Annotated in this window: 21 protein-coding genes; all 21 read right to left on the bottom strand. The window is 60.9% G+C overall.

All coding sequences use genetic code 11. From position 1 onward, the window contains the following. Positions 1–117: 117 nt before the first annotated feature. The 21 genes from infB to murJ all read right to left on the bottom strand — a co-directional run bounded on the left by infB (position 118) and on the right by murJ (position 21,864). Entirely contained in the window at positions 118–2,853 is a 2,736-nt protein-coding gene (infB, locus tag HYPDE_RS18040; RefSeq protein ID WP_015599998.1) for a translation initiation factor IF-2, read from the bottom strand. A gap of 11 nt (positions 2,854–2,864) precedes the next feature. Then, the gene (locus HYPDE_RS18035; protein ID WP_015599997.1) at positions 2,865–3,545 is read right to left on the bottom strand and encodes an RNA-binding protein; all 681 of its coding nucleotides are present in this window, start codon (positions 3,543–3,545) and stop codon (positions 2,865–2,867) included. Positions 3,546–3,578: 33 nt separating this feature from the next. After that, positions 3,579–5,210 carry a transcription termination factor NusA gene (nusA, locus tag HYPDE_RS18030; RefSeq protein ID WP_015599996.1) on the bottom strand — a complete coding sequence of 544 codons (1,632 nt, stop codon included), beginning with the start codon at positions 5,208–5,210 and terminating at the stop codon, positions 3,579–3,581. A gap of 4 nt (positions 5,211–5,214) precedes the next feature. Beyond that, complete coding sequence (rimP, locus tag HYPDE_RS18025) at positions 5,215–5,853, bottom strand: ribosome maturation factor RimP (RefSeq protein ID WP_015599995.1); 639 nt, start codon at positions 5,851–5,853, stop codon at positions 5,215–5,217. 127 nt (positions 5,854–5,980) lie between these two features. Next, positions 5,981–6,685, bottom strand: coding sequence for a tRNA (guanosine(46)-N7)-methyltransferase TrmB (trmB, locus tag HYPDE_RS18020; protein WP_015599994.1), 705 nt, complete (start codon positions 6,683–6,685; stop codon positions 5,981–5,983). Between the two features lie 171 nt (positions 6,686–6,856). After that, entirely contained in the window at positions 6,857–8,074 is a 1,218-nt protein-coding gene (gene metK / locus HYPDE_RS18015; RefSeq protein WP_041320642.1) for a methionine adenosyltransferase, read from the bottom strand. 199 nt (positions 8,075–8,273) lie between these two features. After that, positions 8,274–8,738 carry a helix-turn-helix domain-containing protein gene (locus HYPDE_RS18010; RefSeq protein ID WP_015599992.1) on the bottom strand — a complete coding sequence of 155 codons (465 nt, stop codon included), beginning with the start codon at positions 8,736–8,738 and terminating at the stop codon, positions 8,274–8,276. 110 nt (positions 8,739–8,848) lie between these two features. Continuing rightward, positions 8,849–10,480, bottom strand: a complete 1,632-nt coding sequence (gene lnt, locus HYPDE_RS18005) for an apolipoprotein N-acyltransferase (protein WP_015599991.1) — start codon at positions 10,478–10,480, stop codon at positions 8,849–8,851. Further along, positions 10,480–11,505, bottom strand: coding sequence for a hemolysin family protein (locus HYPDE_RS18000; RefSeq protein ID WP_244437734.1), 1,026 nt, complete (start codon positions 11,503–11,505; stop codon positions 10,480–10,482). The genes lnt and HYPDE_RS18000 overlap by 1 nt, the downstream gene beginning before the upstream one ends. A 21-nt stretch (positions 11,506–11,526) precedes the next feature. Next, positions 11,527–12,042: an rRNA maturation RNase YbeY gene (ybeY, locus tag HYPDE_RS17995; protein WP_051112029.1), complete on the bottom strand. Its 516-nt coding sequence runs from the start codon at positions 12,040–12,042 to the stop codon at positions 11,527–11,529. After that, positions 12,042–13,043 carry a PhoH family protein gene (locus tag HYPDE_RS17990; protein ID WP_015599988.1) on the bottom strand — a complete coding sequence of 334 codons (1,002 nt, stop codon included), beginning with the start codon at positions 13,041–13,043 and terminating at the stop codon, positions 12,042–12,044. The genes ybeY and HYPDE_RS17990 overlap by 1 nt, the downstream gene beginning before the upstream one ends. A gap of 126 nt (positions 13,044–13,169) precedes the next feature. Then, positions 13,170–14,519, bottom strand: coding sequence for a tRNA (N6-isopentenyl adenosine(37)-C2)-methylthiotransferase MiaB (miaB, locus tag HYPDE_RS17985; RefSeq protein WP_015599987.1), 1,350 nt, complete (start codon positions 14,517–14,519; stop codon positions 13,170–13,172). A gap of 72 nt (positions 14,520–14,591) precedes the next feature. Then, a complete protein-coding gene (locus HYPDE_RS17980; RefSeq protein ID WP_041321496.1) occupies positions 14,592–15,473 on the bottom strand; it encodes a lysophospholipid acyltransferase family protein in 882 nt (293 codons plus the stop codon). A gap of 9 nt (positions 15,474–15,482) precedes the next feature. Further along, a complete protein-coding gene (locus HYPDE_RS17975) occupies positions 15,483–15,938 on the bottom strand; it encodes a Fur family transcriptional regulator (protein WP_041321495.1) in 456 nt (151 codons plus the stop codon). A 118-nt stretch (positions 15,939–16,056) separates the two neighbouring features. Continuing rightward, a complete protein-coding gene (gene rimI, locus HYPDE_RS17970) occupies positions 16,057–16,545 on the bottom strand; it encodes a ribosomal protein S18-alanine N-acetyltransferase (protein WP_015599984.1) in 489 nt (162 codons plus the stop codon). Next, on the bottom strand, positions 16,542–17,240 hold the full coding sequence (gene tsaB, locus HYPDE_RS17965; RefSeq protein WP_015599983.1) for a tRNA (adenosine(37)-N6)-threonylcarbamoyltransferase complex dimerization subunit type 1 TsaB: 699 nt from the start codon (positions 17,238–17,240) through the stop codon (positions 16,542–16,544). The genes rimI and tsaB overlap by 4 nt, the downstream gene beginning before the upstream one ends. A gap of 11 nt (positions 17,241–17,251) precedes the next feature. Next, positions 17,252–17,842: a malonic semialdehyde reductase gene (locus HYPDE_RS17960; protein ID WP_015599982.1), complete on the bottom strand. Its 591-nt coding sequence runs from the start codon at positions 17,840–17,842 to the stop codon at positions 17,252–17,254. 73 nt (positions 17,843–17,915) lie between these two features. After that, positions 17,916–18,470 carry a NifU family protein gene (locus tag HYPDE_RS17955; protein WP_015599981.1) on the bottom strand — a complete coding sequence of 185 codons (555 nt, stop codon included), beginning with the start codon at positions 18,468–18,470 and terminating at the stop codon, positions 17,916–17,918. Between the two features lie 136 nt (positions 18,471–18,606). After that, on the bottom strand, positions 18,607–19,107 hold the full coding sequence (locus HYPDE_RS17950) for a universal stress protein (RefSeq protein WP_015599980.1): 501 nt from the start codon (positions 19,105–19,107) through the stop codon (positions 18,607–18,609). A gap of 64 nt (positions 19,108–19,171) precedes the next feature. Beyond that, positions 19,172–20,209 (bottom strand): tryptophan--tRNA ligase, encoded by a 1,038-nt coding sequence (gene trpS, locus HYPDE_RS17945; RefSeq protein WP_015599979.1) that lies wholly within the window; start codon positions 20,207–20,209, stop codon positions 19,172–19,174. Between the two features lie 68 nt (positions 20,210–20,277). After that, a complete protein-coding gene (gene murJ, locus HYPDE_RS17940) occupies positions 20,278–21,864 on the bottom strand; it encodes a murein biosynthesis integral membrane protein MurJ (protein ID WP_015599978.1) in 1,587 nt (528 codons plus the stop codon). Between the last annotated feature and the right edge of the window lie 138 nt (positions 21,865–22,002).

The raw sequence follows: 22,002 nt of genomic DNA, 5'->3' as shown, positions 1-22,002 counted from the left end.
ATTAAATAAACACTTCGGCTCAAAGAGCCGGGTGGTCAAAGGCCGCCGGCGGCGAGCCGCGCCCTCGCGGAGCAAGCCCGCGCGCTTCTTAGCGCGCGGAACAGCTTGCGCGAGCAATTAAAGACTTCTCGCGATCGTCTCGACCTGGAAGCACTCGATCTGGTCGCCTTCGCGAATATCCTGATAGTTCGCGAACGACATGCCGCATTCCTGACCCGCGACGACCTCTTTCACGTCGTCCTTGAAGCGCTTCAGGATCGCAAGCGTGCCTTCGTGAATGACGACGTTGTCGCGCAGCAGACGAACCTTGGCGCCACGCTCGACCTTGCCCTCGGTAACCTGACAACCCGCGACCTTGCCGACCTTCGAGATATTGAAGACCTGCTTGATCGTCGCGTAGCCGAGGAAGACCTCGCGCTTTGTCGGAGCGAGAAGACCCGACATCGCCGCTTTCACTTCATCGACGAGATCGTAGATGATGTTGTAGTAGCGGATCTCGATGCCCTGGCTGTCGGCGGCCTGCTTCGCTTGCGCGTTGGCGCGAACGTTGAAGCCGATGACGACGGCTTTCGATGCCGCTGCGAGCGCGATATCCGACTCGGTGATGCCACCGACGCCGGAATGCACGAGCCGCGCCTCGACTTCATCGTTGCCGACCTTCCGCAACGCACCGGCAATCGCCTCGACAGAACCCTGCACATCGCCCTTGACGACCAGCGGAAATTCCTTGCGCTCGGCATCTTTGAGCTGCTGCATCATCTGCTCAAGCGTGCTCTTGGAGCCCGCAGAACCCAGCGTCTCGCGGCGCTTGCGGACGCGATAGTCCGTCAATTCGCGCGCCCGCGCCTCGTTTTCGACAACAGCGAACTGATCGCCCGCTTCCGGAGCCGAATCGAAGCCCAGGACTTCGGCCGGCACCGACGGCCCGGCAGAGTCGATATTCGCGCCGTGGTCATCGAGCAGCGCCCTGACGCGACCCCACGCCGTACCGGCGACGATGATGTCGCCGACGTGCAGCGTACCGCGCTGGACGAGAACCGTACCCACGGGACCGCGCCCGCGCTCAAGCTTCGCCTCGATGACAATGCCTTCGGCGGTTCGTGTCGGATTCGCCTTGAGATCGAGGATTTCGGCCTGCAGGTGGATCGCCTCAAGCAGCTTGTCGAGGTTCGTCCGCTTCAGCGCCGAAACCGGCACTTCGAGCGTCTCGCCGCCCATGCTCTCGACGACGATCTCTTGCGACAAGAGATCGGTGCGTACGCGATTGGGATCGGCTTGCGGTTTGTCGATCTTGTTGATCGCGACGATGATCGGAACTTTCGCGGCCTTGGCGTGATTGATCGCCTCGACCGTCTGCGGCATGACGCCGTCATCCGCCGCAACGACCAGGACGACGATGTCCGTCACCTTCGCGCCGCGCGCGCGCATCGCTGTAAAGGCTTCATGGCCCGGCGTATCGATGAACGTGATCTTATCGCCGTTCGCGGCCTTCACCTGGTAAGCGCCGATGTGCTGCGTGATGCCGCCGGCTTCACCAGCTACGACGTTCGCAGAACGGATTGCGTCGAGCAGCGACGTCTTGCCGTGATCGACATGGCCCATGATCGTGACGACGGGAGCACGCGGCTCCAGCGCGGCACTATCCGCGTCTTCCTCGCCGACGAAACCGATTTCGACGTCAGCTTCGGAAACGCGCTTCGGCGTATGCCCGAATTCCTGCACGATGAGTTCCGCCGTATCGGCGTCGAGCACATCGGTAATTTTATGCATCGCGCCTTGCTGCATCAGATACTTGATGAGATCGACGGCGCGTTCCGCCATGCGGTTCGACAGTTCCTGAATCGTGATCGCTTCCGGAATGACGACCTCGCGAGCGATCTTCTCGCGCGGTTGCTGAATGCCCATCGCCTTCAGCTTTTCCTTCTCGCGCTTGCGCTTCAGCGAAGCGAGCGAGCGGACCTGTGCTTCACGATCGAAGTTCGTAATCGTCAGCTTCTGACGCTGGCGGCCGTCGTCGTTGGTCTTGACGGCGGGACGCGGCACCTTCGCGCCGCCGGGGCCGCGCTTGCGGCTGTCGTCGTCCTCGACTTGCTCGCGAGCAACCACGGGCCGCTGCGGGCGAACCGGCTTTTCGATTGTCGTTGCGTCGGCCGGAGCAGCGCCGCGCCGTGGCGGCACTGGCAGTTCGATCTCGCGCGGACGGCCAGCCTCACGCGGCATATAAGCAGTGTTGCCCGTTGGACGGCCACCCGTCCGTTGAAACGGCGGACGTCCACCCTCGCGGGACTGAGGTGCATTATTATCGCGACGTTCGCGCGGAGCTGCCGTTTCGCGTGCGACAGGCGCCGGAGGAGCTTCCGCCGGCTTCGGCGCAGCGGGGGGCGTCGCAGTAGCGGCCGGTGGTGCATTCTGTGCCGGAGCCTCCTCGACGCGCGGCTCGGGCTCGGGTGGACGCACCGGCTCGAAACGCACGGGCTCTGCTTCGACGGCCCGGCTTGCACCCTCCGCTCGCGCGGCAGCAAGCGCGCGCTCACGCGCTGCGCGCTCTTCGTTGGAAAGTGTCCGCGCTTGTGACGAGCTTGACGATGCAGGCCTTGCTGCCGGAGCAGGTGGAGCTTTGACCGGCAGCGGAGGCGCTTCGCTCGTCGTTGGGGCCGCTGGCGCAACCTCGCCGCCCTCCGGACCGGAGCCGCTAAGCCTCCGTGTCTTCTTCTTCTCGACGACGACGGACTTCGAGCGCCCGTGACTGAAGTTCTGCCGCACATGCCCAGACTCGACCGTTCGCTGCAGCGACAGCGGCTTGCGCGCTCCGACGCGAATGGTCTTATCGGTCTGGTCGTTCGAATCCGTCATGCGTTGTCCGTTCAGCCTTCGCTTTGCGTTTCAGAAAAAACATTGGCGGTCTCTGTCGCCGAAGATCGGTAACGCATCAGGCGTTCCGCTTCCTCGAGAAACCGATCCGACAGGCCTCCGGGTGTGAGCGCAGCATGTACCACACTTCCGCGGCCAATGGCCAAGCTCATTTGATCGACCGTCAGAACATCGACGATCGGCGCCACAAGGCCCCGAGAACCTTGAATAGCTTTAAATTTCCGGTCGATCTTGGATCGCCCGTCCACTGAGGCCTCCGCCCCGTGCAGCACGACGGCCACAGGCCCCTTGTCCAGGGCCGCCGACACCTTCTCGAAGCCCGAAACGGCCAAACCGGCCTTATTGGCGAGCGATAGCGTCCCCGCAAGTCGCTTAACCATCAAGGCATCGACGCGCTCAGCGAGGTCCGCCGAGACTTCGGCCCGTGTTTTGAGGCTCCTCGCAAACGTATTGGCTTTAACGGCCTTTTCAACAAGCCTGCGGTCGCATCCGACCCAAACGCCGCGCCCAGGCAGCCGCCGTTCGAGATCGGGCACGACGGCGCCGTCGGGCGACAGCACGAACCGGATCAGGTGACTCGGATCAAGGCTTTGCCGCGAGACGGCGCACATGCGTTCCGACCCGGAAGCGTTGCCGCCCCGATCCGTCGCCAGCTGTTCTTGCCGCTCTGCCATCACGCGCGTTGTCTGCTCCTCCGAACATTTCCTTTAGCCTTGAGCGCCGGCGTCATCCGACGCGGCTTCAGGTTCGCCTTCCGCAGGCTTCTCAAGATCTTCCGCCTTGATCCAACCCGCGTGAACGCGCGCGGCCATGATCATGTTTTCGACGTCCGTGCGCGAAAGCTCGAAGCCATCGAGAATGCCCTTGTGCTTGACGGGCTCGGCGTCCTTCTCCTTCTTGCGCTCCGTCCAGCCGACGAGCTCGTCAGTCGCGCAGTCCGCAAAATCCTCGACGGTCTTGATGCCGTTCTCGCCGAGCGCCACCATCATCGCAGTATTGATGCCGGGAATTTCCGCCAGTTCATCCGCAACGCCGAGCTCGCGCCGTTTCGCATCGCGCTCTGCTTCCTGCTGCTCGAGATACTCGCGCGCGCGGCTTTGAATCTGCTCGGCTGTTCCTTCGTCAAATCCTTCGATGTGGGCGATCTCCGAAATATCGACGTAAGCGACTTCTTCGATACTCGCAAATCCCTCTGTAACGAGAAGCTGCGCGATGACTTCGTCGACATCGAGTGAATCCATCAGCAACTGCGTGCGTTCCGCAAATTCCTTCTGGCGGCGTTCGCTTTCTTCCTGTTCCGTCAGGATGTCGATGTCCCAGCCGGTGAGTTGTGACGCAAGCCGCACGTTCTGACCGCGCCGCCCGATTGCAAGCGACAGCTGCGCTTCAGGAACGACGACCTCGATGCGGTTGGAATCTTCATCGAGCACGACCTTCGTGACTTCCGCAGGCGCCAGCGCGTTGACGATGAAGCTCGCTGCATCCGGATTCCACTGGATGATGTCGACCTTCTCGCCCTGCAGCTCGTTGACGACGGCCTGCACGCGCGCGCCGCGCATACCGACGCAGGCACCGACCGGATCGATTGAGGAATCCTTCGAAATGACTGCAATCTTGGCCCGGCTTCCCGGATCGCGCGCGACCGACTTGATCTCGACGACGCCGTCATAAATCTCCGGAACTTCCGCGCGGAACAGTGATGACATGAATTCCGGTCGCGCTCGCGTCAGGAAAATCTGCGGACCCCGTTGTTCGCGTCGAACGTCATAGATGTAGGCGCGGATGCGATCACCAAGCCTGACGTTTTCGCGCGGGATCATTTCATCGCGGCGGATAATGCCCTCGGCCCGGCCGAGATCGACGATGACGTTGCCGTACTCGACCCGCTTCACCGTTCCGTTCGTGGTATCGCCGACGCGATCCTTGTACTCGGCGAACTGCCGGTCGCGTTCGGCCTCGCGCACTTTCTGCACGATGACCTGCTTGGCGTTCTGCGCGGCGACGCGGCCGAATTCCAATGGTGGCAACGTCTCGGCGATCATGTCGCCGGCCTTGGCTTCGGGGTTTCGCTTTTTGGCGTCTTCGACGGTAATCTGCGTCGCGTCGTTCTCAACCGTATCGACGACGGCAAGAACACGCGTCAGCTTCGCTTCGCCCGTCTTCGGATCGATCTCGCAGCGGATGTCATTTTCCGCGCCGTAGCGCGATTTGGCAGCCTTCTGGATGGCATCCTCCATCGCTTCGATGACGATCTTCTTGTCGATCGTCTTCTCGCGCGCGACAGCGTCGGCAATTTGCAAAAGCTCAAGCCTGTTGGCGCTTATGCCTGCCATGGCCATGGGATCAATCCTCCAGATCGTCTTCGTCGAGTTCGGCGCCGTCGCCGGGCCGGTCAGAATGGCGTTTCTTGGCGCGGGCGAGCGCATCGCGAACGAGTTCGTCCGTCAGCACCAGCCGCGCATCCGAGATGAGATGCATGGGTAGACCGAGATGCTGAATGCCGTGCTCGCCTGTATCGGCCTCGATTCGAACTTCTCCGTCTTCGAAGCCTTCGAGCATGCCTTTGAATTTTCTGCGTCCGCCGACCGGCTCGGTCAATTCGATTCTTGCCTCGTGTCCGGACCAGTCCTCGAAATCGCTCGGACGCACAAGCGGGCGGTCGATACCGGGCGATGAGACTTCGAGGCGATACGCGCCCGAGATCGGGTCCGCGACATCGAGCACCGGCGAAACCTGTTTCGAAATCGTCTCGCAGTCATCAATGGTGATCGACCCATCCGGGCGCTCAGCCATCAACTGCACGATCTTGTCGGCCGTGCCGCCGCCCTGGATCTTCACCCGCACCAACCGGAATCCGAGATCCTCGATCACGGGTTCCACAATAGCGGCGATCTCGGCGGCAACGCCCGTCTCGCGCAGAAAGCGGCGCGTATCGGGGCCTCCTTCCGTAGGCGGTACGTTGCTGGCGATCGTCTCGTTCAATGGCGGTCCTGAGCTTAATGACCGTTTGGAGCGGGCCCGGAGGTCCACTCTCAATTTGATCATCGAGTTATTGGAATGACCGTTAAATAGGCGAGATTGCAACGACGCGCAAGACTTTCACGCGCACTCAGGTCCTTAAAAAGCGGAAATAGTATCTCCGCCGCCCGGCTTCCGCGGCTTTGGCTTCGTATTTGGTTTCGACCCAATCTGCAGGCTGAACGCGCCAATCGCCAGGACCTTCGGCCCGCCAAACGAAGCGCGGCTCCTGGCGGAAAGCTTCGAGCATCGTCCGCGCATAATCGCCGATATCCGTCGCAATCCGAAGCTCGGCGTTGGGCTTTAGAACGCGCGCCAGAAGATCCAGCAATAAAGAATTAACCAGCCGGCGCTTGCGATGCTTTCGCTTCGGCCACGGGTCCGGAAACAGGATGAAAGCGCGATCGAGTGAACCCGGCGCGAGTTGGCGCAGCATGTCGCGGACGTCGCTCATGTGAACGCGGATATTCTTTAGCCCTTCGCTCTCGATGGCGCTCAGCACCTTGATGACGCCGTCCTCGTAAGGCTCGCATCCGATGATCAGAGCGTGCGGGTTGCGACGTGCCTGCGACAGCAAATGCTCGCCGCCGCCAAAGCCAATCTCGAGCCACGTTTGAGCCGCCTCGGGTAGCGCGGCGGGATCAACCGCAAAGCGCGGAAGGGCTTCGCGCAAGAGCGCGGCCTGTCGCGCGCTCGGCTTGCGCCCGCGCCGCCGCCCATACGACCGAAGCTCCTGCTCGCTTTCTTTGTCTACGTCGCTGATCACGACCCGCGTCACCCGTTTCACCCGCATCATGGCCGCCCTCCGAGGCTGCCATCCAGGGCTACACTATGAACTCTATTGCCTAGGTACCTGGATGGCCGGGTCAGGCCCGGCCATGAAGTGAGGGTATGTAAGTCGGCAAAGCACCCAAGCAAAAGCGGCCGCTTTCGCAGCCGCTCAAATTAAACCAAATCGCTGATATGCTCAGCCCACGGCCTTGGCTATCTTTGGCGCAAGGTCGGTGCGCTCCCAGGAGAAGCCGCCGTCCTTTTCCGCCGGACGTCCGAAATGGCCGTAAGCCGACGTCCGTGCATAGATCGGCTTGTTGAGATCGAGATGGCTGCGGATGCCGCGCGGCGTCAAATCCATGACGGTCCCGAGTGCCTGCTCGATCGCCGCTTCATCGACTTTTCCGGTGCCGTGCGTGTCGACGTAGATCGACAGCGGCTTTGCGACGCCGATGGCATAGGAAAGCTGAATCGTGCAGCGGTCAGCAATACCCGCCGCGACGACGTTCTTCGCGAGATAACGCGCCGCATAAGCCGCCGAGCGGTCGACCTTCGTTGGGTCCTTGCCGGAAAAAGCGCCGCCACCGTGCGGAGCCGCGCCGCCATAAGTGTCGACGATGATCTTGCGGCCCGTCAGGCCGGTATCGCCGTCCGGGCCACCGATGAAAAATTTACCCGTCGGATTGATGTGCCAGATGGTGTCGCTACCGATCCAGCCGTCGGGAAGCGCCTTGCGAACATAAGGTTCTATGATTTCCCGCACCTGCCGGGAGCTCAGATTTTCATCGATATGCTGGTGCGAAACGACGATCTGCGTGACGCCGACGGGCTTCCCGTTTTCATAACGAACGGTGACTTGGCTCTTAGAGTCCGGGCCGAGCTTGGCGGCATCGCCCGTCTTGGCTTTTCGCGCTGTCGCAAGATCGAAGAGAATTTTATGCGCGTAATAAATTGGCGCCGGCATCAGCTCCGGCGTCTCGTTGCAGGCATATCCGAACATGATGCCCTGGTCACCCGCGCCCTCTTCCTGATTGGTCGGCTGCTGCGCATCGACGCCCTGTGCGATATCGGCCGACTGCGAATGCAGAAGAACCTCGATATTGCAGTTTGCCCAGTGGAAGCCGGCCTGCTCGTATCCGATATCCTTGATAGCGTTACGCGTGATCGCTTCGATCGCCGCAACGGTGACGTCCTTGGGACCGCGCGATTCGCCAGCAATGATGACCCGGTTGGTCGTCGCCATTGTTTCGCATGCGGCTCGAATGCTCCAAGGGTCGATGCCCTCTTTCTGCCCCTCGCGATAGAAGGCATCGACCACCTCGTCCGAAATGCGGTCGCAGACCTTGTCCGGGTGGCCTTCGGAAACGGATTCGCTGGTGAACAGAAATGACTTTCGCGCCACTGTGGCCCCCATGTTGAAAGAAGTTGCTTCCGATGTGCCCAACGGAAGGCATGGCCGATGTAGCAGGTGCCGACCTTCGGAAAAGCGCCGGTTTGTCGCAGCCCCGACAATATTGGTCAAGCAGGCCTTGGCTAGCGAAAACGCTTCTAACCGAAACGCCCGGCACCTCTGCTAAAGTCGACGCCGGCATCCGCGATTGGAATCTGCCCCATCAGTTCTCGTCGCCAGCCAGCGAGCGGACGAGATCGACGATCGATCGGCGAACTTTGGAGTCGGAGATGCGGGCAAAAGCTTTGTTCAGCTCAAGCCCCTCGCGTGTCCCAAGAAAATCGACGACGTAGCTTTCGCCGGGCCGTTCGGCGAAGCCGGCGATCACATTGCCTGTCGTTTGTACGCCCGACGGCGCCTCGTCGTAGAAAAACTGCACCGGCACGCCCAGGACCTTTGCAAGATCGAAAAGCCGGCTGGCGCCGATCCGGTTCACGCCCTTCTCGTATTTTTGCACCTGCTGGAACGTAAGGCCGAGGTGCTCGCCGAGCTTTTCCTGGCTCATGCCAAGCAGCATACGGCGCAATCGGACTCGCGAGCCGACGTGAACATCCATGGGGTTCGCACGGCGCGAACCGCGAGAAATTTCCTCGCCAGAATCTTCTTCGGTCGAAATATTGTCCGCCATCGCTCTACAGCCAACAGTTAAACCAGAGATAGCTGCACACTTCCTAGGTGTACGGGTGGCCAAGGTCAATCATCGAGCGCCGCCGCGACAAGTTGCCTTCAAATCCTTGATTAACGGTACAATTTCGGGAGTATAACAGCGAGCGCCGCAAATACAGTGAGCACCAGGACCAACATCCAGTCGCCCGCTCTCGCATAAACTGTTGGCCGTAGCGCCTGCGGCAAGCGACTGTCTATCACGTCGCGAACGTCGAGACCGAGTGTCTGCAGAGCCCGTCCATAAGGATCGACGATGGCCGAAATTCCATTGTTGGCGGCACGGATTAGCGGCACGCCTTCTTCGACAGCCCGGATGCGCGCCTGGTGGAAATGCTGGTAAGGGCCCGTCGACTGCCCGAACCATCCGTCGTTCGTCACGTTGAGGAGAACGCCAGGGCGTGCACTGCTCTGCACGATATCACCCGAAAACAGCGCTTCGTAACAAACGAGGCCCAGCGCCGGAGGCAGCCCGGGAATAGTCATCAGAGGACGTGGTGACACGCCCTCCGCGAAGGCACCGCGACCATGCGTGAGCTTTTCGATGCCGATATGCGACAACGCCGATTCCAAAGGCACGTATTCGCCGAACGGCACGAGCTTGATCTTGTCGTAGATCGCCTCGACCTGGGCCTGCTCGTTGAGCACGAGAATGCTGTTCAGTGTTTTCGTCGTCGGAAGAAGGTGCCGGTCCGCCCCGAGCGGCGGATCGTGCCGGATCGCACCCGTGATCAGCGTCGTGCCCGGCGGCAGCATCGCCGAAAGAATGTCGAGCGCTTCCGGCGTTTCGAGCGGGAAGAACGGCATCGCGGCTTCCGGCCAGACGAGATGCGTGATCCCCGCAAGGGAATCCTTCTCACCCTTGGGATTGGCGAGCGACAGCGCGATATGATCGTCGAAAATGCGGCGCTGATATTCGGCCATCCATTTCTCGCGCTGCGGCACGCTCGGCTGCACGATGCGCAGTTTAACGTCAGGGACGAATGCCTCCGGCACACTGAGCCGCCAGCCGCCATAAAGGCAGAGCGCCGCGATCGGAATGGCGGCAACGGCGCTCGCACGGGCAATGTCTGCGCTCGTAAGCCGCTCTTTTCGGTCGGCCATCATGACCAATGGTGCGGGAAAGATGAAAACCGCGATCGCAGTCAGCCCATAGGCACCGAACAGCGCCGCGCTTTGCATCAACGGCAACGGATAGGTCAGCGCATAGCCGACGACGTTCCACGGAAAGCCCGTCAGGATATGGCCGCGTAGCCATTCGAAGACGGCAAGCGCAATCGCGAACACGAAAACCCGGCCAAGGCCCTGCAGCCAAAATGCCCGCGCCACGGCCGCCGCCGCTGCCCAGAACAGTGCCAGACCGGCCGGCAGCAGCATCACCGCAAACGGCAATAGCCACGCGAACTTGTCCGCCTCAACGAGAAAGGCTTCGCCGACCCAGAACAGGTTGAAGAAGAAGTAGCCGAAGCCGAACAGCCATCCGGCACTCGCCGCGCGCCGCCATCCGGGGCTCGCATCGATCAGCCAGACGAAAACCGGAAACGTCAGGAAAAGGACCGGAAAGGCAAAGATCGGCGCAAAAGCCAGCGCAGAAAGGCCGCCCGCGCCAATCGCGACAACCGCCCGCCTCCAGCCGCTAATCCCCATGACCCGTGAGCGCAGAGCTGCCAGAGTAGGCACCGGCAATGTCTGGCTCTGGGCGTCCATCAAGCCTTCGGCGCTTCGGCTGATGTCTTTGTGCTTTGCGGCAGCGTGCGCGCCGGATGGATTTTCACCTTCTTCACACGCCGCGGGTCGGCATCGAGAATTTCGAACTCGATGCCCGAAGGATGATGGATCAGCTCACCCCGCGCCGGCACGCGACCGAGCATCGAGAAGATCAAGCCGCCCAAGGTATCGACGTCGTTCTCCTCGTCGTCCGGCATGAGCTTCAGCCCGAGATGCTTTTCAAGCTCCTCGATTTCCGTGCGTCCCGCCGCAACGACGCCGAGTTTCGGATCGGAAACGATGTTGATTTCCTCATCGTCGTCGTGCTCGTCCTCTATATTACCGACCACCTGCTCGACGAGGTCTTCGATCGTGACGAGCCCGTCGGTACCGCCATACTCGTCGACGACGAGCGCCATGTGTATGCGGGTCGACTGCATCCGGATGAGCAGATCGACAGCCGGCATCGATGGCGGCACGTAGAGGATCTGGCGGCGAATCTTGACCGTCGTGATGGGTCGGCTGAGATCGATATTTTGCAGCACGATCTTCGTCGGGACTGGAGCTTCCTCCGCGCCATCCGATTTTCCTGACCGCAGCGGACGCCCCGAGGCTTCCGCCATGAACCACCGGAACAGATCCTTAATGTGGATCATGCCGCGCGGGTCATCGAGCGTTTCGCGGAACAGAGGGATGCGCGAAACCCCCGCTTCCTCGAATGTCTCCAGAAGTTCCGAGATCGGCTCGTTCTCGTCGAGTGCTGTGATCTCGGCTCTGGGCACCATCAGTTCGGCGACCCGGCTCGATCCGAAACGCAGGAGGCGTTCCAGCATCTTGCGCTCGGCATCGGTGAAGCTCGTCGACGCATCGGTCCGGAGCGCCCCTTCGAGGGCGTCCCGGACGCTCTGCGGGACAGCAAAGCCAAGCTTCGCGCGGAGAACGTGTAGCCAGCCCTGAACACCGAGCGACCGGCCTTTCTCGGCAAGAATGTCAGATGTCGATTTGTCGTGTGTGTGGTCGGTCATAGCCATGAATCGAGGGGCCGGTCAGTCATTTGTACCGGTTTCCTGGGCGCCCGTGTAGGGATTAGCGACGCCAAGCTTAGAAAGAATAGAAATTTCAATGGCTTCCATGAGTTCTGCATCGGCGGCTGAGATGTGATCGTAGCCAAAGAGATGCAAAATGCCGTGGACGACCAGATGCTGCACATGATGCGCAAGCGGTACGCCTTGCTCGTCGGCCTCGCGCCGGACTGTCTCCGCCGCCAGGATAACGTCGCCGACGAATCCGTCCGGAGCCCCCTCGCCCGCCGGAAAAGAGAGCACGTTCGTCGGCGTCGGCTTGCCGCGAAACTGACCGTTCAGAACCTCGACGCCGGCATCCGAGGAGAGCGCGACCGCAATCGCCCCTGCACCCTTGCCCCCACCCATTTCCCGGGCGATGGCCGCAACTGCCTGTTCGATAAGAGTTTTTGCATCGGCCAGCGCCGACCAATCGCCGTCATCCTCGACGACATCGACCTCAAGCACACGAGGTACAGCCGGTTGTAGAGGTTCGGGCATCAGCCGTGCTTTGGCTTTTCGTAGGCGTCGACGATCTTCGCGACGAGGTCGCGGCGCACGATATCGCCAGCTTCGAAGCGTATGATCGAAATATCGTCCACCTCCGACAGCAGGTCGACGGCCTCGACAAGGCCCGACTTCGTCCCGAACGGAAGATCGATCTGCGACGGGTCACCGGTCACGACCATCTTCGAGCCCTCGCCGATGCGGGTCAGGAACATCTTCATTTGCATGCTGGTCGTGTTCTGCGCTTCGTCGAGGATCACGAACGCATTGGACAGCGTGCGACCGCGCATGAACGCCAAAGGCGCGATTTCAACGACGCCCGTCTCGATGTCACGCTCGACTTTTTCCGGCGGCAGGACATCGTAAAGCGCGTCGTAAAGCGGCCGGAGATAAGGATCGACCTTATCGCGCATATCGCCCGGCAGAAAACCGAGCCGCTCTCCCGCTTCGACGGCCGGTCGCGACAGGATGATGCGCTCGACAAGGCCGCGTTCGAGGCAATGCGCGGCGAAGGCGACGGCGATGTAGGTCTTGCCCGTACCCGCCGGACCGAGGCCGAAAACCAGATCTCTCTTTTCGATGGATCGAATATAGATGCTTTGCGTCGGCGTCCGGGCCTTGACGACTCTCCGTCGCGTCGCAATCTGCGCTTGTCCGTCGGTAACGGTTCCCTCGGAACGTGAATGGCGGATCAACCCGTCGATGTCACCGGCTCCCACCGTCTCACCCTTGGCTATGCGCGCGTAGAGCTTTTCCAGAACGTTGCGGGCGATGTCACAGGAATTGGTGGCGCCCGTCAGAATCACGACATTGCCGTGTGCGTGCGCGTCGATGCCCAGACGATCTTCTATCAGTGCGAGATGGCTGTCATATTCGCCGAGCAACTGCGTCAGCAGACGGTTGTCTTCAAAGGGCACAACGATGCGAGCAGTCTCTTGTTCCGGCTTGTTCGGCCGTCTCGACGCTGGCGCGGACGCCCCGCGAAATGCTGCCAATCCCGACACTCCTTTTGATGATCAATCGAATCGACCACACTTGCCCACGTTACCACGCGGCAACGACGGCCGGGACAGGGGTCCTGTGGTTAACCCACCACATCGGAGCCCTGCCCTATAGTCACATTATGCCGACGCAATGACACCCGAAAGGCTCGACCGGCGCGTTTCGTTGACCGTAACCTTGGCCGTCCGCCCGACGAGATCGCCCGCTCCGGCAGCGTGAACGAGCTGTAAATAGGGTGTCCGGCCGACAAATTCACCGGGTTCGCGGCCCTTCCGCTCGAACAGCACGGAAACTACGCCGCCAAGGCTCTGGACGTTGTAGGAGACTTGCTGGGAATCGAGCAGTGCCTGCAGCCGCAACAGCCGCTCCGACTTGAGCGCGTCATCAACTTGATCATCGTGCCCGGCGGCAGGAGTTCCAGGCCTCGGACTGTATTTGAACGAGAAAGCCTGGGCAAAGCCGATTGCCTCGATCAGTGCGATCGTGTCTTCCGCATCCTGGTCGGTCTCTCCCGGGAATCCGACGATGAAGTCGCTCGAAAGCGCAATGTCGGGCCGCGCCTTACGGATGCGCGCGATGAGATCGACGTATTCGGCCGCCGTGTGCTTGCGGTTCATCTTCGAAAGAATGCGGTCGGAACCCGACTGCACCGGCAAATGCAGAAACGGCATCAGCTGCGGCACCTCGGCGTGCGCGGCAATCAGATCGTCGCTCATGTCGCGGGGATGGCTGGTCATATACCGAATACGCTCCACGCCATCGATACGCGCAAGCACTCCAATTAAATCGGCTAGGCTCGCCGTCCGTCCACCGGGCCCTTCGCCGTGATAGGCGTTGACGTTCTGACCGAGCAGCACGAGCTCTTTCGCGCCGGCGTGGACAAGCTCACGCGCTTCCGCCTCGATTTTTGCAACAGAACGCGAATACTCCGCGCCGCGCGTATAAGGCACCACGCAGAAGGTGCAGAATTTATCGCAGCCTTCCTGAATCGTGAGAAACGCCGACGGCGACGAAACGCGGCGCGGCGCCTTCATGCGCGCAAACTTCTCATCCCCGGGAAATTCCGTTTCGACGATATGGGACCGCTCGGCCGTCGTGCGTGTGATCAACTCAGGCAGGCGATGGTAGCTCTGCGGTCCAATGACGAGATCGACAGCCGGTTGCCGCGCCGTGATCTCCGGCCCCTCGGCTTGCGCGACGCAGCCCGCCACCGCAATCACCGTGTTCTTACCGTCCTGGGCGCGCGCAGCCTTCACGTCGCGGATGCGGCCAAGTTCGGAATAGACTTTCTCCGCTGCCTTTTCGCGAATATGGCACGTATTGAGGATGACGAGATCGGCGCCGTCGACATCGGCAGTTTCGCGATATCCGTCCCGCGCTAGAGCTTCGGCCATGCGCTCACTGTCGTAGACGTTCATCTGACAGCCGAAAGTCTTCAGGAAGTAGGTTTTGCGTTCGGGACGGTTCACGTCGTCAAATCAGCCGGCGAAAGGGTTGAAACAGGAATTCTCAAGCGACGCGCATAGCACAAAAGCGGCCCATCATGTCCATTTCTCGCTTTTTCGCACCGGCACCATCAGCTTGGCCCTCCGCGCCTCCTCCGACGGCTCGACCGGTACCAGATCGCTGTCCGACCGCCCGCGCAGGATGGCCAGGACATCGCGGCGCACGGCGCGTTCGCTTTTCAGCGCCAAATCCTTACGGTCTTTGAACTCCGCGAGCGGCACCGGCGGACTGACCTTGATGGTCACGGTAATGGAGCCGGACTTCAAAACGCCCCAGGCGTGCGACGTCATTTCCATATCGCCATACCACCCGAGCCGTGGCCGTTCGGCCCGCGTAACGGGGACGCCGTGAATGTGGGTGTAGACGACCGCCGCCGTCTGCACGACGACCTGATCGGCCGCGGGCATCGTCGCACCCGCAACGGCACCGAAAAGCGAGGTCTTGAAGGGCAGTACGCGATTGCCGTCGCTGGAAGTTCCCTCCGCAAAAAGCACGATGGTGTCGCCTTGCCGAAGCCGCTTTGTGATTTCGTTCGCCGCATCACCCGCAGCCAGTCGCCGCGTCCGATCGACGAAGACCGACCGCTGCAGCCGCGCCAACGCCGAAACGAACGGCCACCCTCCGACTTCGAGCTTCGCAACGAACGAGACGGGCGCCAGCGCCGAGAGCACGGGAATATCGAGCCACGATGTGTGATTGCAAATAAGCAGTACCGGCGCGCCCTTTGCCACGGTGCCTTCGATGCTCAGCCTGACGCCGAGAAGTCGGCACACCTGCCGGTGGTACCAGTGCGGAAAGCGACGCGCGGCCTTATCGGACACTCTGAGTAGAAGCGCTTGCACAGGCATCAATGGCAACGTCAGCCCGAAAAAGGCTGTGAGAACGGCAGAAGCGCGAAGCGATCCCGTTGTTGCCATAAGCGTCACTCAGGCCTTGCGGCCTGCCGTCTTCTTTTTCGCGAGCGGCACGCCGTAAAGCTCCAGCCGATGACCGACAAGCTCGAAACCGAGTTCTCGCGCCACGCGCTCCTGCAGAGCCTCGATGTCGGCGTTGGAAAATTCGATCACCTGCCCAGTCTCGACATTGAGCAGATGGTCATGGTGGTCTCCCATCGACGCTTCGTAGCGGCCGCGTCCGTGTCCGAAATCGTGCCGCTCGAGGATACCCTTCGCGGAGAAAAGCTTCAGTGTCCGGTAAACGGTCGAAAGCGAGATGTGGGAATCGATCGCGTGCGCGCGCCGATGCACTTCCTCGACGTCGGGATGATCGGTCGCAGACGAAAGCACCTGCGCGATGACGCGGCGCTGTCCCGTCATACGCAGGCCGTACTCGGCGCAACGAGATTCAATGGGCGTAAGGCTTTTCGCGCGTCTCGCGGACATGGCATCCGACATCGAATGGAGGCGGCTCTGAGTCTGAACCTGAATCGCTCGGGCTTCCTCGCGTTATAGGCAGCAGCAGGGTGCTACGTCTACATCAGGGCGCATAGCCCGCTTTTCGCTAAAGCGTCAAAGCAAGCGTCAGTGCATCGACGGGCTCGCGGCCAGCGCGCTGATAATATCGCTTGCGCCGTCCGACCTCGATAAATCCGAGCTTGCGATAGAGCGCCAGCGCGGCTTCGTTGTCCTCCGCAACATCGAGAAAAATCCGCTTTGCGTCGCCCCGGCGCGCCGCGCGCGCCAAACCCTCAAGCAGTCCCGCGGCGACGCCTGCCCGCTGCCAGTTCGGTGAAACGCCAATGGAAAGAATCTCGGCCTCATCCGCCGCGAGCTGGCCGATGACGAACCCGATGACCGCTTTCGGTGAACCGGCAACGGCGATCAGCGACGTGGCCGCGGGGTGTTCGAGCAGCCCCCTGATCGCATTGGCATCCCACGGCGGATCGAAAAGTTTGACATGAAGCGCCGCGATTTCCTCGGCGCGTTCCGGTGCGGCCCATAGCATGCTTGCGTGCTTCACATTGCGGAACGGCGTAACGTTGGAGCTCATGCCCCGGCTCCGACGAATGGACTTGGCGCCGGCGGTTTCGCATCAGGGGGTCGCAAATAAAGGGGATGCACCGTTGCCGATGTTGGAAGTTCCGCAGCCGCAAACAGCATATCGAACGCGTCAGGCAGAAGTCCCGGAAGAATCGCGGTCGCTTCAGTACCCGATTGACGGGCCGTCTCTGCGAGCGCTTCCGCGCCCGAGCCCGCAATGACGATGGGCGATGGTCCGAGCATGCGGGCGGCATCTCCGATTGCTGCGCATTGCGGACCGATGACGCTTTGCAATGAATGACGATCGAAAACCTCAAGATAGACTTCGCCGCGCCGGGCGTCCGTCGCGATGGCGATATGACGTGTCGGCGCTGCAGGAATGAGCGGGTTCATCGCCATCAGGCGAAGGCTGGAGATGGCAACGATCTCGGCCCCCGTCGCAAGCGCCAGGGCGCGCGCGGCCGAGACAGAAATCCGCGTACCCGTGAACGTCCCGGGTCCGTACGTGACCGCGATACGGTCGAGCGCCGCGAATTCCAGATTTGCTTCCGACATGACCCTCTGCACCATCGGAAGTAATTGTTCCGCATGCCCCTTTTGCATCGGTTCGAAGGCAAACGAAATGGCGGGCGTGAGCGTGCGCAGCCCCCGGCCCGCGGCCGCCGAGCAAGCATCAAAGCAGGTATCGAGCGAAAGAATGTTCATTCCGAGGAGAACTATATGATCTTTGCCATTTCGTCGAAATTAAATCTTGGAGAGCGCGGATATATGCCGGCCGGATCGCCATAGCCCAGATTGCACAGGAAATTCGACTTTATTTCCGTCCCGGCGAAAAACTCGGCATCCACGCCTGCATTATTGAACCCCGACATCGGGCCGCAATCGAGGCCCAGCGCACGCGCCGCAAGGATGAAATAGCCGCCTTGCAGCGAACCATTTCTGAAGGCCGTGGTGTCGGCATGCTGTTTCTTTCCCGCAAACCAGCTTTTTGCATCCGCAGGCGGATAAAGCCTTGGCAGGTACTCATAGAACTTGAGATCGTAGGCAAGAATAGCCGTCGCCGGCGCTGCCATGGTCTTCGCGACGTTGCCTTCGTTGAGATGCGGCTTCAGCCGCTCTTTCGCTTCTTTCGACTTTACGAAGACAATTCGAGCCGGCGAGCAGTTGGCGCTCGTCGGCCCCCATTTCATATGATCGACGATGCGTTTTAATAGCGCATCCGGCACTTCGCGCGGTTGCCATTTATTGTTCGTGTGCGCCTTATCGAACAATTGATCGAGCGCCGCGCTATCGAGCGGTTGTCCCATCCGGTCCTCGTCATTCCAGGAGCAGATATAAAGAACCCCGCCGGAGCGGGGCTCAATGAAAGGGTTTCAGGCGTTAAACTGACTGAACCGAGACAACCTCGGGACAGAAATGCTTGAGCAAATTCTCGATCCCGTGCCGAAGCGTCGCCGTCGAACTCGGACAGCCCGAGCACGCTCCGCGCATGTGGAGATAGACGACGCCCTCCCGGAATCCGGAGAACGTGATGTCGCCACCGTCCTGCGCCACGGCTGGCCGGACGCGCGTCTCAAGAAGCTCCTTGATGGTCGCGACAGTCGCCTCGTCTTCTGGATCGTAGCTCTCAGGCGTCTCGTCGTTCGAATCTTCCTCGTCCGTCATGGGCGCACCGGACATGTAGTGGTCCATGATGGCACCAAGCACCATCGGTTTCAGGTGCTGCCATTCGACATTTCCTTTGGTGACCGATATGAAATCGGAGCCCAGAAATACACCGTCGACACCTTCGATCGCAAAAAGGCGGGTCGCGAGCGGCGAGCCGACCGCGTCCATCTTGGTGCGAAAATCAGCCGTCCCCCCGGCAAGCACATCCCTGCCCGGAATGAACTTCAAAGTTGCCGGATTCGGTGTGGCTTCAGTCTGAATGAACATGGCATCTCGCTTCGGTTCGGCTCGCGGCGCTTGGCAGGTAACAGCGTCCAGCAAAGCGCTTCGTTAGAATTCCTCTAATATAGGTAGGACTGAAGCGCTGTCGAGCGCGGCTGTTTCGCCCTGCCTCGCGGCGATTTTAAGCCAATGCCTTAATATCGGCGAGGGAAAGTTGCCCCGGCACCACCGTTACCGGCACCGGAAAACCCCCCGCCACGCGCCCAGCCGCCAGAGAAGCAACAAGTGGTCCCGGTCCATTCGCGTCGAGGGACGCGGCGAGAACCAGAACGGCGATGTCCTCGTCCTCCGCGATGGCCTTAACCACCTCCTCGGCGAGGCGACCCTCGCGGATCACATCCTCCGTCTCGACTGTGTCGAAGCCTGCGAGCGACAGTTTCCTGCGAAAGAGACGGAAGAGCGCCTTGGCCTTCGTCGTCTCTTCTTCGAGTTGTACCTGCCTTACGCCGGACCACTGCTGCAGTTCGCCGGGCTCGATCACGTACAACATGACGATGGAGCCGGACGAACGCTGCATGCGGCTCGCCGCGTAATAAAGCGCGCTTTCAACTTCCTGGCTCTCGTCGACGACGATCAGGAACTTGCGGCGATGGCCTTCTTCGAAGGAGCGGCGCGGTTTCATTTCGCGATGCTGCCACTCCTTCCGCTTTGCCGCAACGCCGCGCTCAGCGCATCCCGCCCGAACTTCAACTCCTGATGAAGCCGACGATGTCCTTGACCTTGGCCATCACAGGCTTGGTAACGGCACGCGCCCGCGCCGAACCATCGGCCAGAATACGGTCGATCTCGGCGGGATCACTCATCAGTTTCTGGGTCTCCGCGCCAATGCGGCCGACTTTCTCCGTTGCGACCTCGGCGAGCGCCTTTTTGAAGGAGGAGAACTGCTGACCGCCGTAATCCTTCAGAACGGCTGCCACCGGCTGACCGCTGAGCGCCGCATAGATGCCGACAAGGTTCTCGGCTTCCGGCCGCCCCTCAAAACCCTTTTCGTCGTTCGGTAGCGGCTCTGGATCGGTTTTCGCCTTTTGGATCTTTTTCGCGATCGTATCCGCGTCGTCCGTCATGTTGATCCGCGACAGGTCGGATGGATCGGACTTCGACATCTTCTTCGTACCGTCACGCAGACTCATGACCCGCGTCGCCGGCCCGGTGATGACCGGCTCCGGCAACGGGAAGAAAATGCCGTCCTCGAAGCCTGCAGCAACGATCTCCTTGTTGAAGTCGTTGTTGAACTTCTGTGCGATGTCGCGCGCCAGCTCGAGATGCTGCTTCTGATCCTCGCCGACCGGCACATGCGTCGCGCGATAGGCCAGAATGTCGGCCGCCATCAGGTTTGGATAGGCATAAAGGCCGACGGAGGCCTGCTCGCGATCCTTACCCGCCTTCTCCTTGAATTGCGTCATGCGGTTCAACCACCCGAGCCGCGCCACGCAATTGAAGATCCAGGCGAGCTCCGCGTGCGCGCTGACCTGCGATTGATTGAAGAGGATGCTCTTCTTGGGATCGAGACCGGCAGCAATGTAGGTCGCCGTCACCTGCCGGATGGCATGACGAAGCTCGGCCGGCTCTTGCCAAACTGTGATCGCATGCAGATCGACGACGCAATAAACGCAGCTATGGGTCTTCTGCATCTCGATCCAGTTGACCATCGCGCCGAGATAGTTGCCGAGGTGCAGACTTCCGGTCGGCTGCATACCGGAAAAAACGAGCGGCGCGATTTTCATGGGAGATACCGTGTTGCGAGGATTGGGCCGCCTTATCGCGTGCTCAGCGCCTGGAGGCAAGCCTGCTCTCAGGCCTTGCTGCCGCGCCCCATGAAAGCACCGAGCTGCCTGAATGACATGACGCCGAAAGCCAGGATAAATAGGCCAAAGATCGAAACCCCGATTCCAATCTCGATGGCGAGCGCCGCCGTCTTTTCAACGAACCTGGCCTCGACCCCGAGATAAGGCGTCAGCAGATAGCTCGTAGCCACAAGACCCCCGACCATCGCGACGCTCGCAACGATGATCAACGGGATATTACGCCGGAGCCGCGCGTCGGCGATGAAATCATCGTGTTTCCGAAGCTGCGCCCAGAGCAGATAGGCATTGAGCCAACCGCCGAGCGTCGTCGCGATGGCGATGCCGAGCTGAGGCATCATGCCGAGTTCGCGCAGCACAAAAAACAACGCGATCGAGCCGGTGGTATTGGCGGTCAGGCTGATGACCGCGTAGCGCATCGGCGTTTTGGTGTCCTCACGCGCGAAGTAGATCGGCGAAAAGACTTTGATCATCACGAATGCCGGCAAGCCGAGCGCGAACATCGCCAGCACGGACGCCGTCGCGGCCGTATCTCCCGGGTGGAACGCGCCGCGCTCGAAAAGCACGCGGACGATATCGTGCGGAATGACGGCAAGCGCGAGCGTCGCGGGTATCGTCAGAAGCATCGCGAATTCCAGGGATCGGTTCTGGCTGTCCATGACGCCAGCCGTATTGCCGGCCCTGAGTTGCCGTGCCACGTCCGGCAGCAACACGATGCCGACGGCGATGCCGACGATCGACAGCGGCAATTCGTAGACACGATCCGCATAGTAAAGTTGAGAGACGGCACCGGGCTCCAACGATGCGATGACCGTTCCAATCGCGATGTTGATCTGCGTCACGCCGCCGGAAACGACGCCGGGAATGCCAAGCTGCACGAGCCTGCGCATGTCGTTCGTCATGCGCGGCCACCGCAGACCGAGCAACATGCCGGCTTTATGCATGCCCCATATCAAAAGCGCGAGCTGCAGAAAGCCCGCGACGAATACAGCCCAGGCCTGGATGACGCCGGCTTCCGGCTCTCGCTTGTAGCCGAGCCAAAGCGAAATCAGCGTCGCAACCGCCATCACGAGATTGAGCACGACAGAAACGGCGGCGCTCTCGAAGAACCGGCCGACCGAATTCAGGACCCCCGACATCAGCGCGACGAGCGACATACACAGGAGATACGGCATCGTAATGCGTGTCAGCACGACAGAGAGTTCGAACTTGTCCGGAGTCGCGTCGAAGCCCGGCGCCAAGCCGTACATCAGAAACGGCATGGTCAATTCGGCGAAGATCGTCACGATCAGCAGAATGAATAGTAGTCCGGCCATTGCCTCTTCGGCGAACGTGCGCGCCGCCTGAGGGCCTTCGCCTTCGAGCTTCTTTGCAAAGATTGGAACGAACGCCGAGTTGAAGGCGCCTTCGCCGAACAGGCGCCGGAAGAGGTTCGGAAAACGGAAGGCAACGACGAACGCATCGGCCACCCAACCCGACCCGAGCGTGGCGGCAATGAGAATGTCACGCACAAAGCCGAACAAGCGGCTGAGTAGCGTCCATCCCCCGACAGTTGCGAACGATCTATAGAGCTTCATGGCGGAAGCGGCGTATAGAGGTTCGATCCCGCATGCAAGCGTTAGTCCTTTCCCCCTGAGCCGAAGCTCGATCAGTCCGCAACTCGTTTATTCAAGTGCCATCCAACGGCCCTGTTCCTGTGCAGCGGACGCGCTCTG

This window comes from Hyphomicrobium denitrificans 1NES1, from assembly GCF_000230975.2.
GTDB classification, from domain to species: domain Bacteria; phylum Pseudomonadota; class Alphaproteobacteria; order Rhizobiales; family Hyphomicrobiaceae; genus Hyphomicrobium_B; species Hyphomicrobium_B denitrificans_A.
The sequence above is the reverse complement of the archived record's forward strand: the minus strand, read 5'-3'. Positions and strand labels throughout refer to the sequence as shown.

Excerpts from the sequence above, each read along its gene's own strand:
- infB (WP_015599998.1), bottom strand. The coding sequence starts at position 2,853 with ATGACGGATTCGAACGACCAGACCGATAAGACCATTCGCGTCGGAGCG.
- HYPDE_RS18035 (WP_015599997.1), bottom strand. The coding sequence starts at position 3,545 with ATGGCAGAGCGGCAAGAACAGCTGGCGACGGATCGGGGCGGCAACGCT.
- nusA (WP_015599996.1), bottom strand. The coding sequence starts at position 5,210 with ATGGCCATGGCAGGCATAAGCGCCAACAGGCTTGAGCTTTTGCAAATT.
- trmB (WP_015599994.1), bottom strand. The coding sequence starts at position 6,685 with ATGATGCGGGTGAAACGGGTGACGCGGGTCGTGATCAGCGACGTAGAC.
- metK (WP_041320642.1), bottom strand. The coding sequence starts at position 8,074 with ATGGGGGCCACAGTGGCGCGAAAGTCATTTCTGTTCACCAGCGAATCC.
- HYPDE_RS18010 (WP_015599992.1), bottom strand. The coding sequence starts at position 8,738 with ATGGCGGACAATATTTCGACCGAAGAAGATTCTGGCGAGGAAATTTCT.
- lnt (WP_015599991.1), bottom strand. The coding sequence starts at position 10,480 with ATGGACGCCCAGAGCCAGACATTGCCGGTGCCTACTCTGGCAGCTCTG.
- HYPDE_RS18000 (WP_244437734.1), bottom strand. The coding sequence starts at position 11,505 with ATGACCGACCACACACACGACAAATCGACATCTGACATTCTTGCCGAG.
- ybeY (WP_051112029.1), bottom strand. The coding sequence starts at position 12,042 with ATGCCCGAACCTCTACAACCGGCTGTACCTCGTGTGCTTGAGGTCGAT.
- HYPDE_RS17980 (WP_041321496.1), bottom strand. The coding sequence starts at position 15,473 with ATGGCAACAACGGGATCGCTTCGCGCTTCTGCCGTTCTCACAGCCTTT.
- HYPDE_RS17975 (WP_041321495.1), bottom strand. The coding sequence starts at position 15,938 with ATGTCCGCGAGACGCGCGAAAAGCCTTACGCCCATTGAATCTCGTTGC.
- rimI (WP_015599984.1), bottom strand. The coding sequence starts at position 16,545 with ATGAGCTCCAACGTTACGCCGTTCCGCAATGTGAAGCACGCAAGCATG.
- tsaB (WP_015599983.1), bottom strand. The coding sequence starts at position 17,240 with ATGAACATTCTTTCGCTCGATACCTGCTTTGATGCTTGCTCGGCGGCC.
- HYPDE_RS17960 (WP_015599982.1), bottom strand. The coding sequence starts at position 17,842 with ATGGGACAACCGCTCGATAGCGCGGCGCTCGATCAATTGTTCGATAAG.
- HYPDE_RS17955 (WP_015599981.1), bottom strand. The coding sequence starts at position 18,470 with ATGTTCATTCAGACTGAAGCCACACCGAATCCGGCAACTTTGAAGTTC.
- HYPDE_RS17950 (WP_015599980.1), bottom strand. The coding sequence starts at position 19,107 with ATGAAACCGCGCCGCTCCTTCGAAGAAGGCCATCGCCGCAAGTTCCTG.
- trpS (WP_015599979.1), bottom strand. The coding sequence starts at position 20,209 with ATGAAAATCGCGCCGCTCGTTTTTTCCGGTATGCAGCCGACCGGAAGT.
- murJ (WP_015599978.1), bottom strand. The coding sequence starts at position 21,864 with ATGAAGCTCTATAGATCGTTCGCAACTGTCGGGGGATGGACGCTACTC.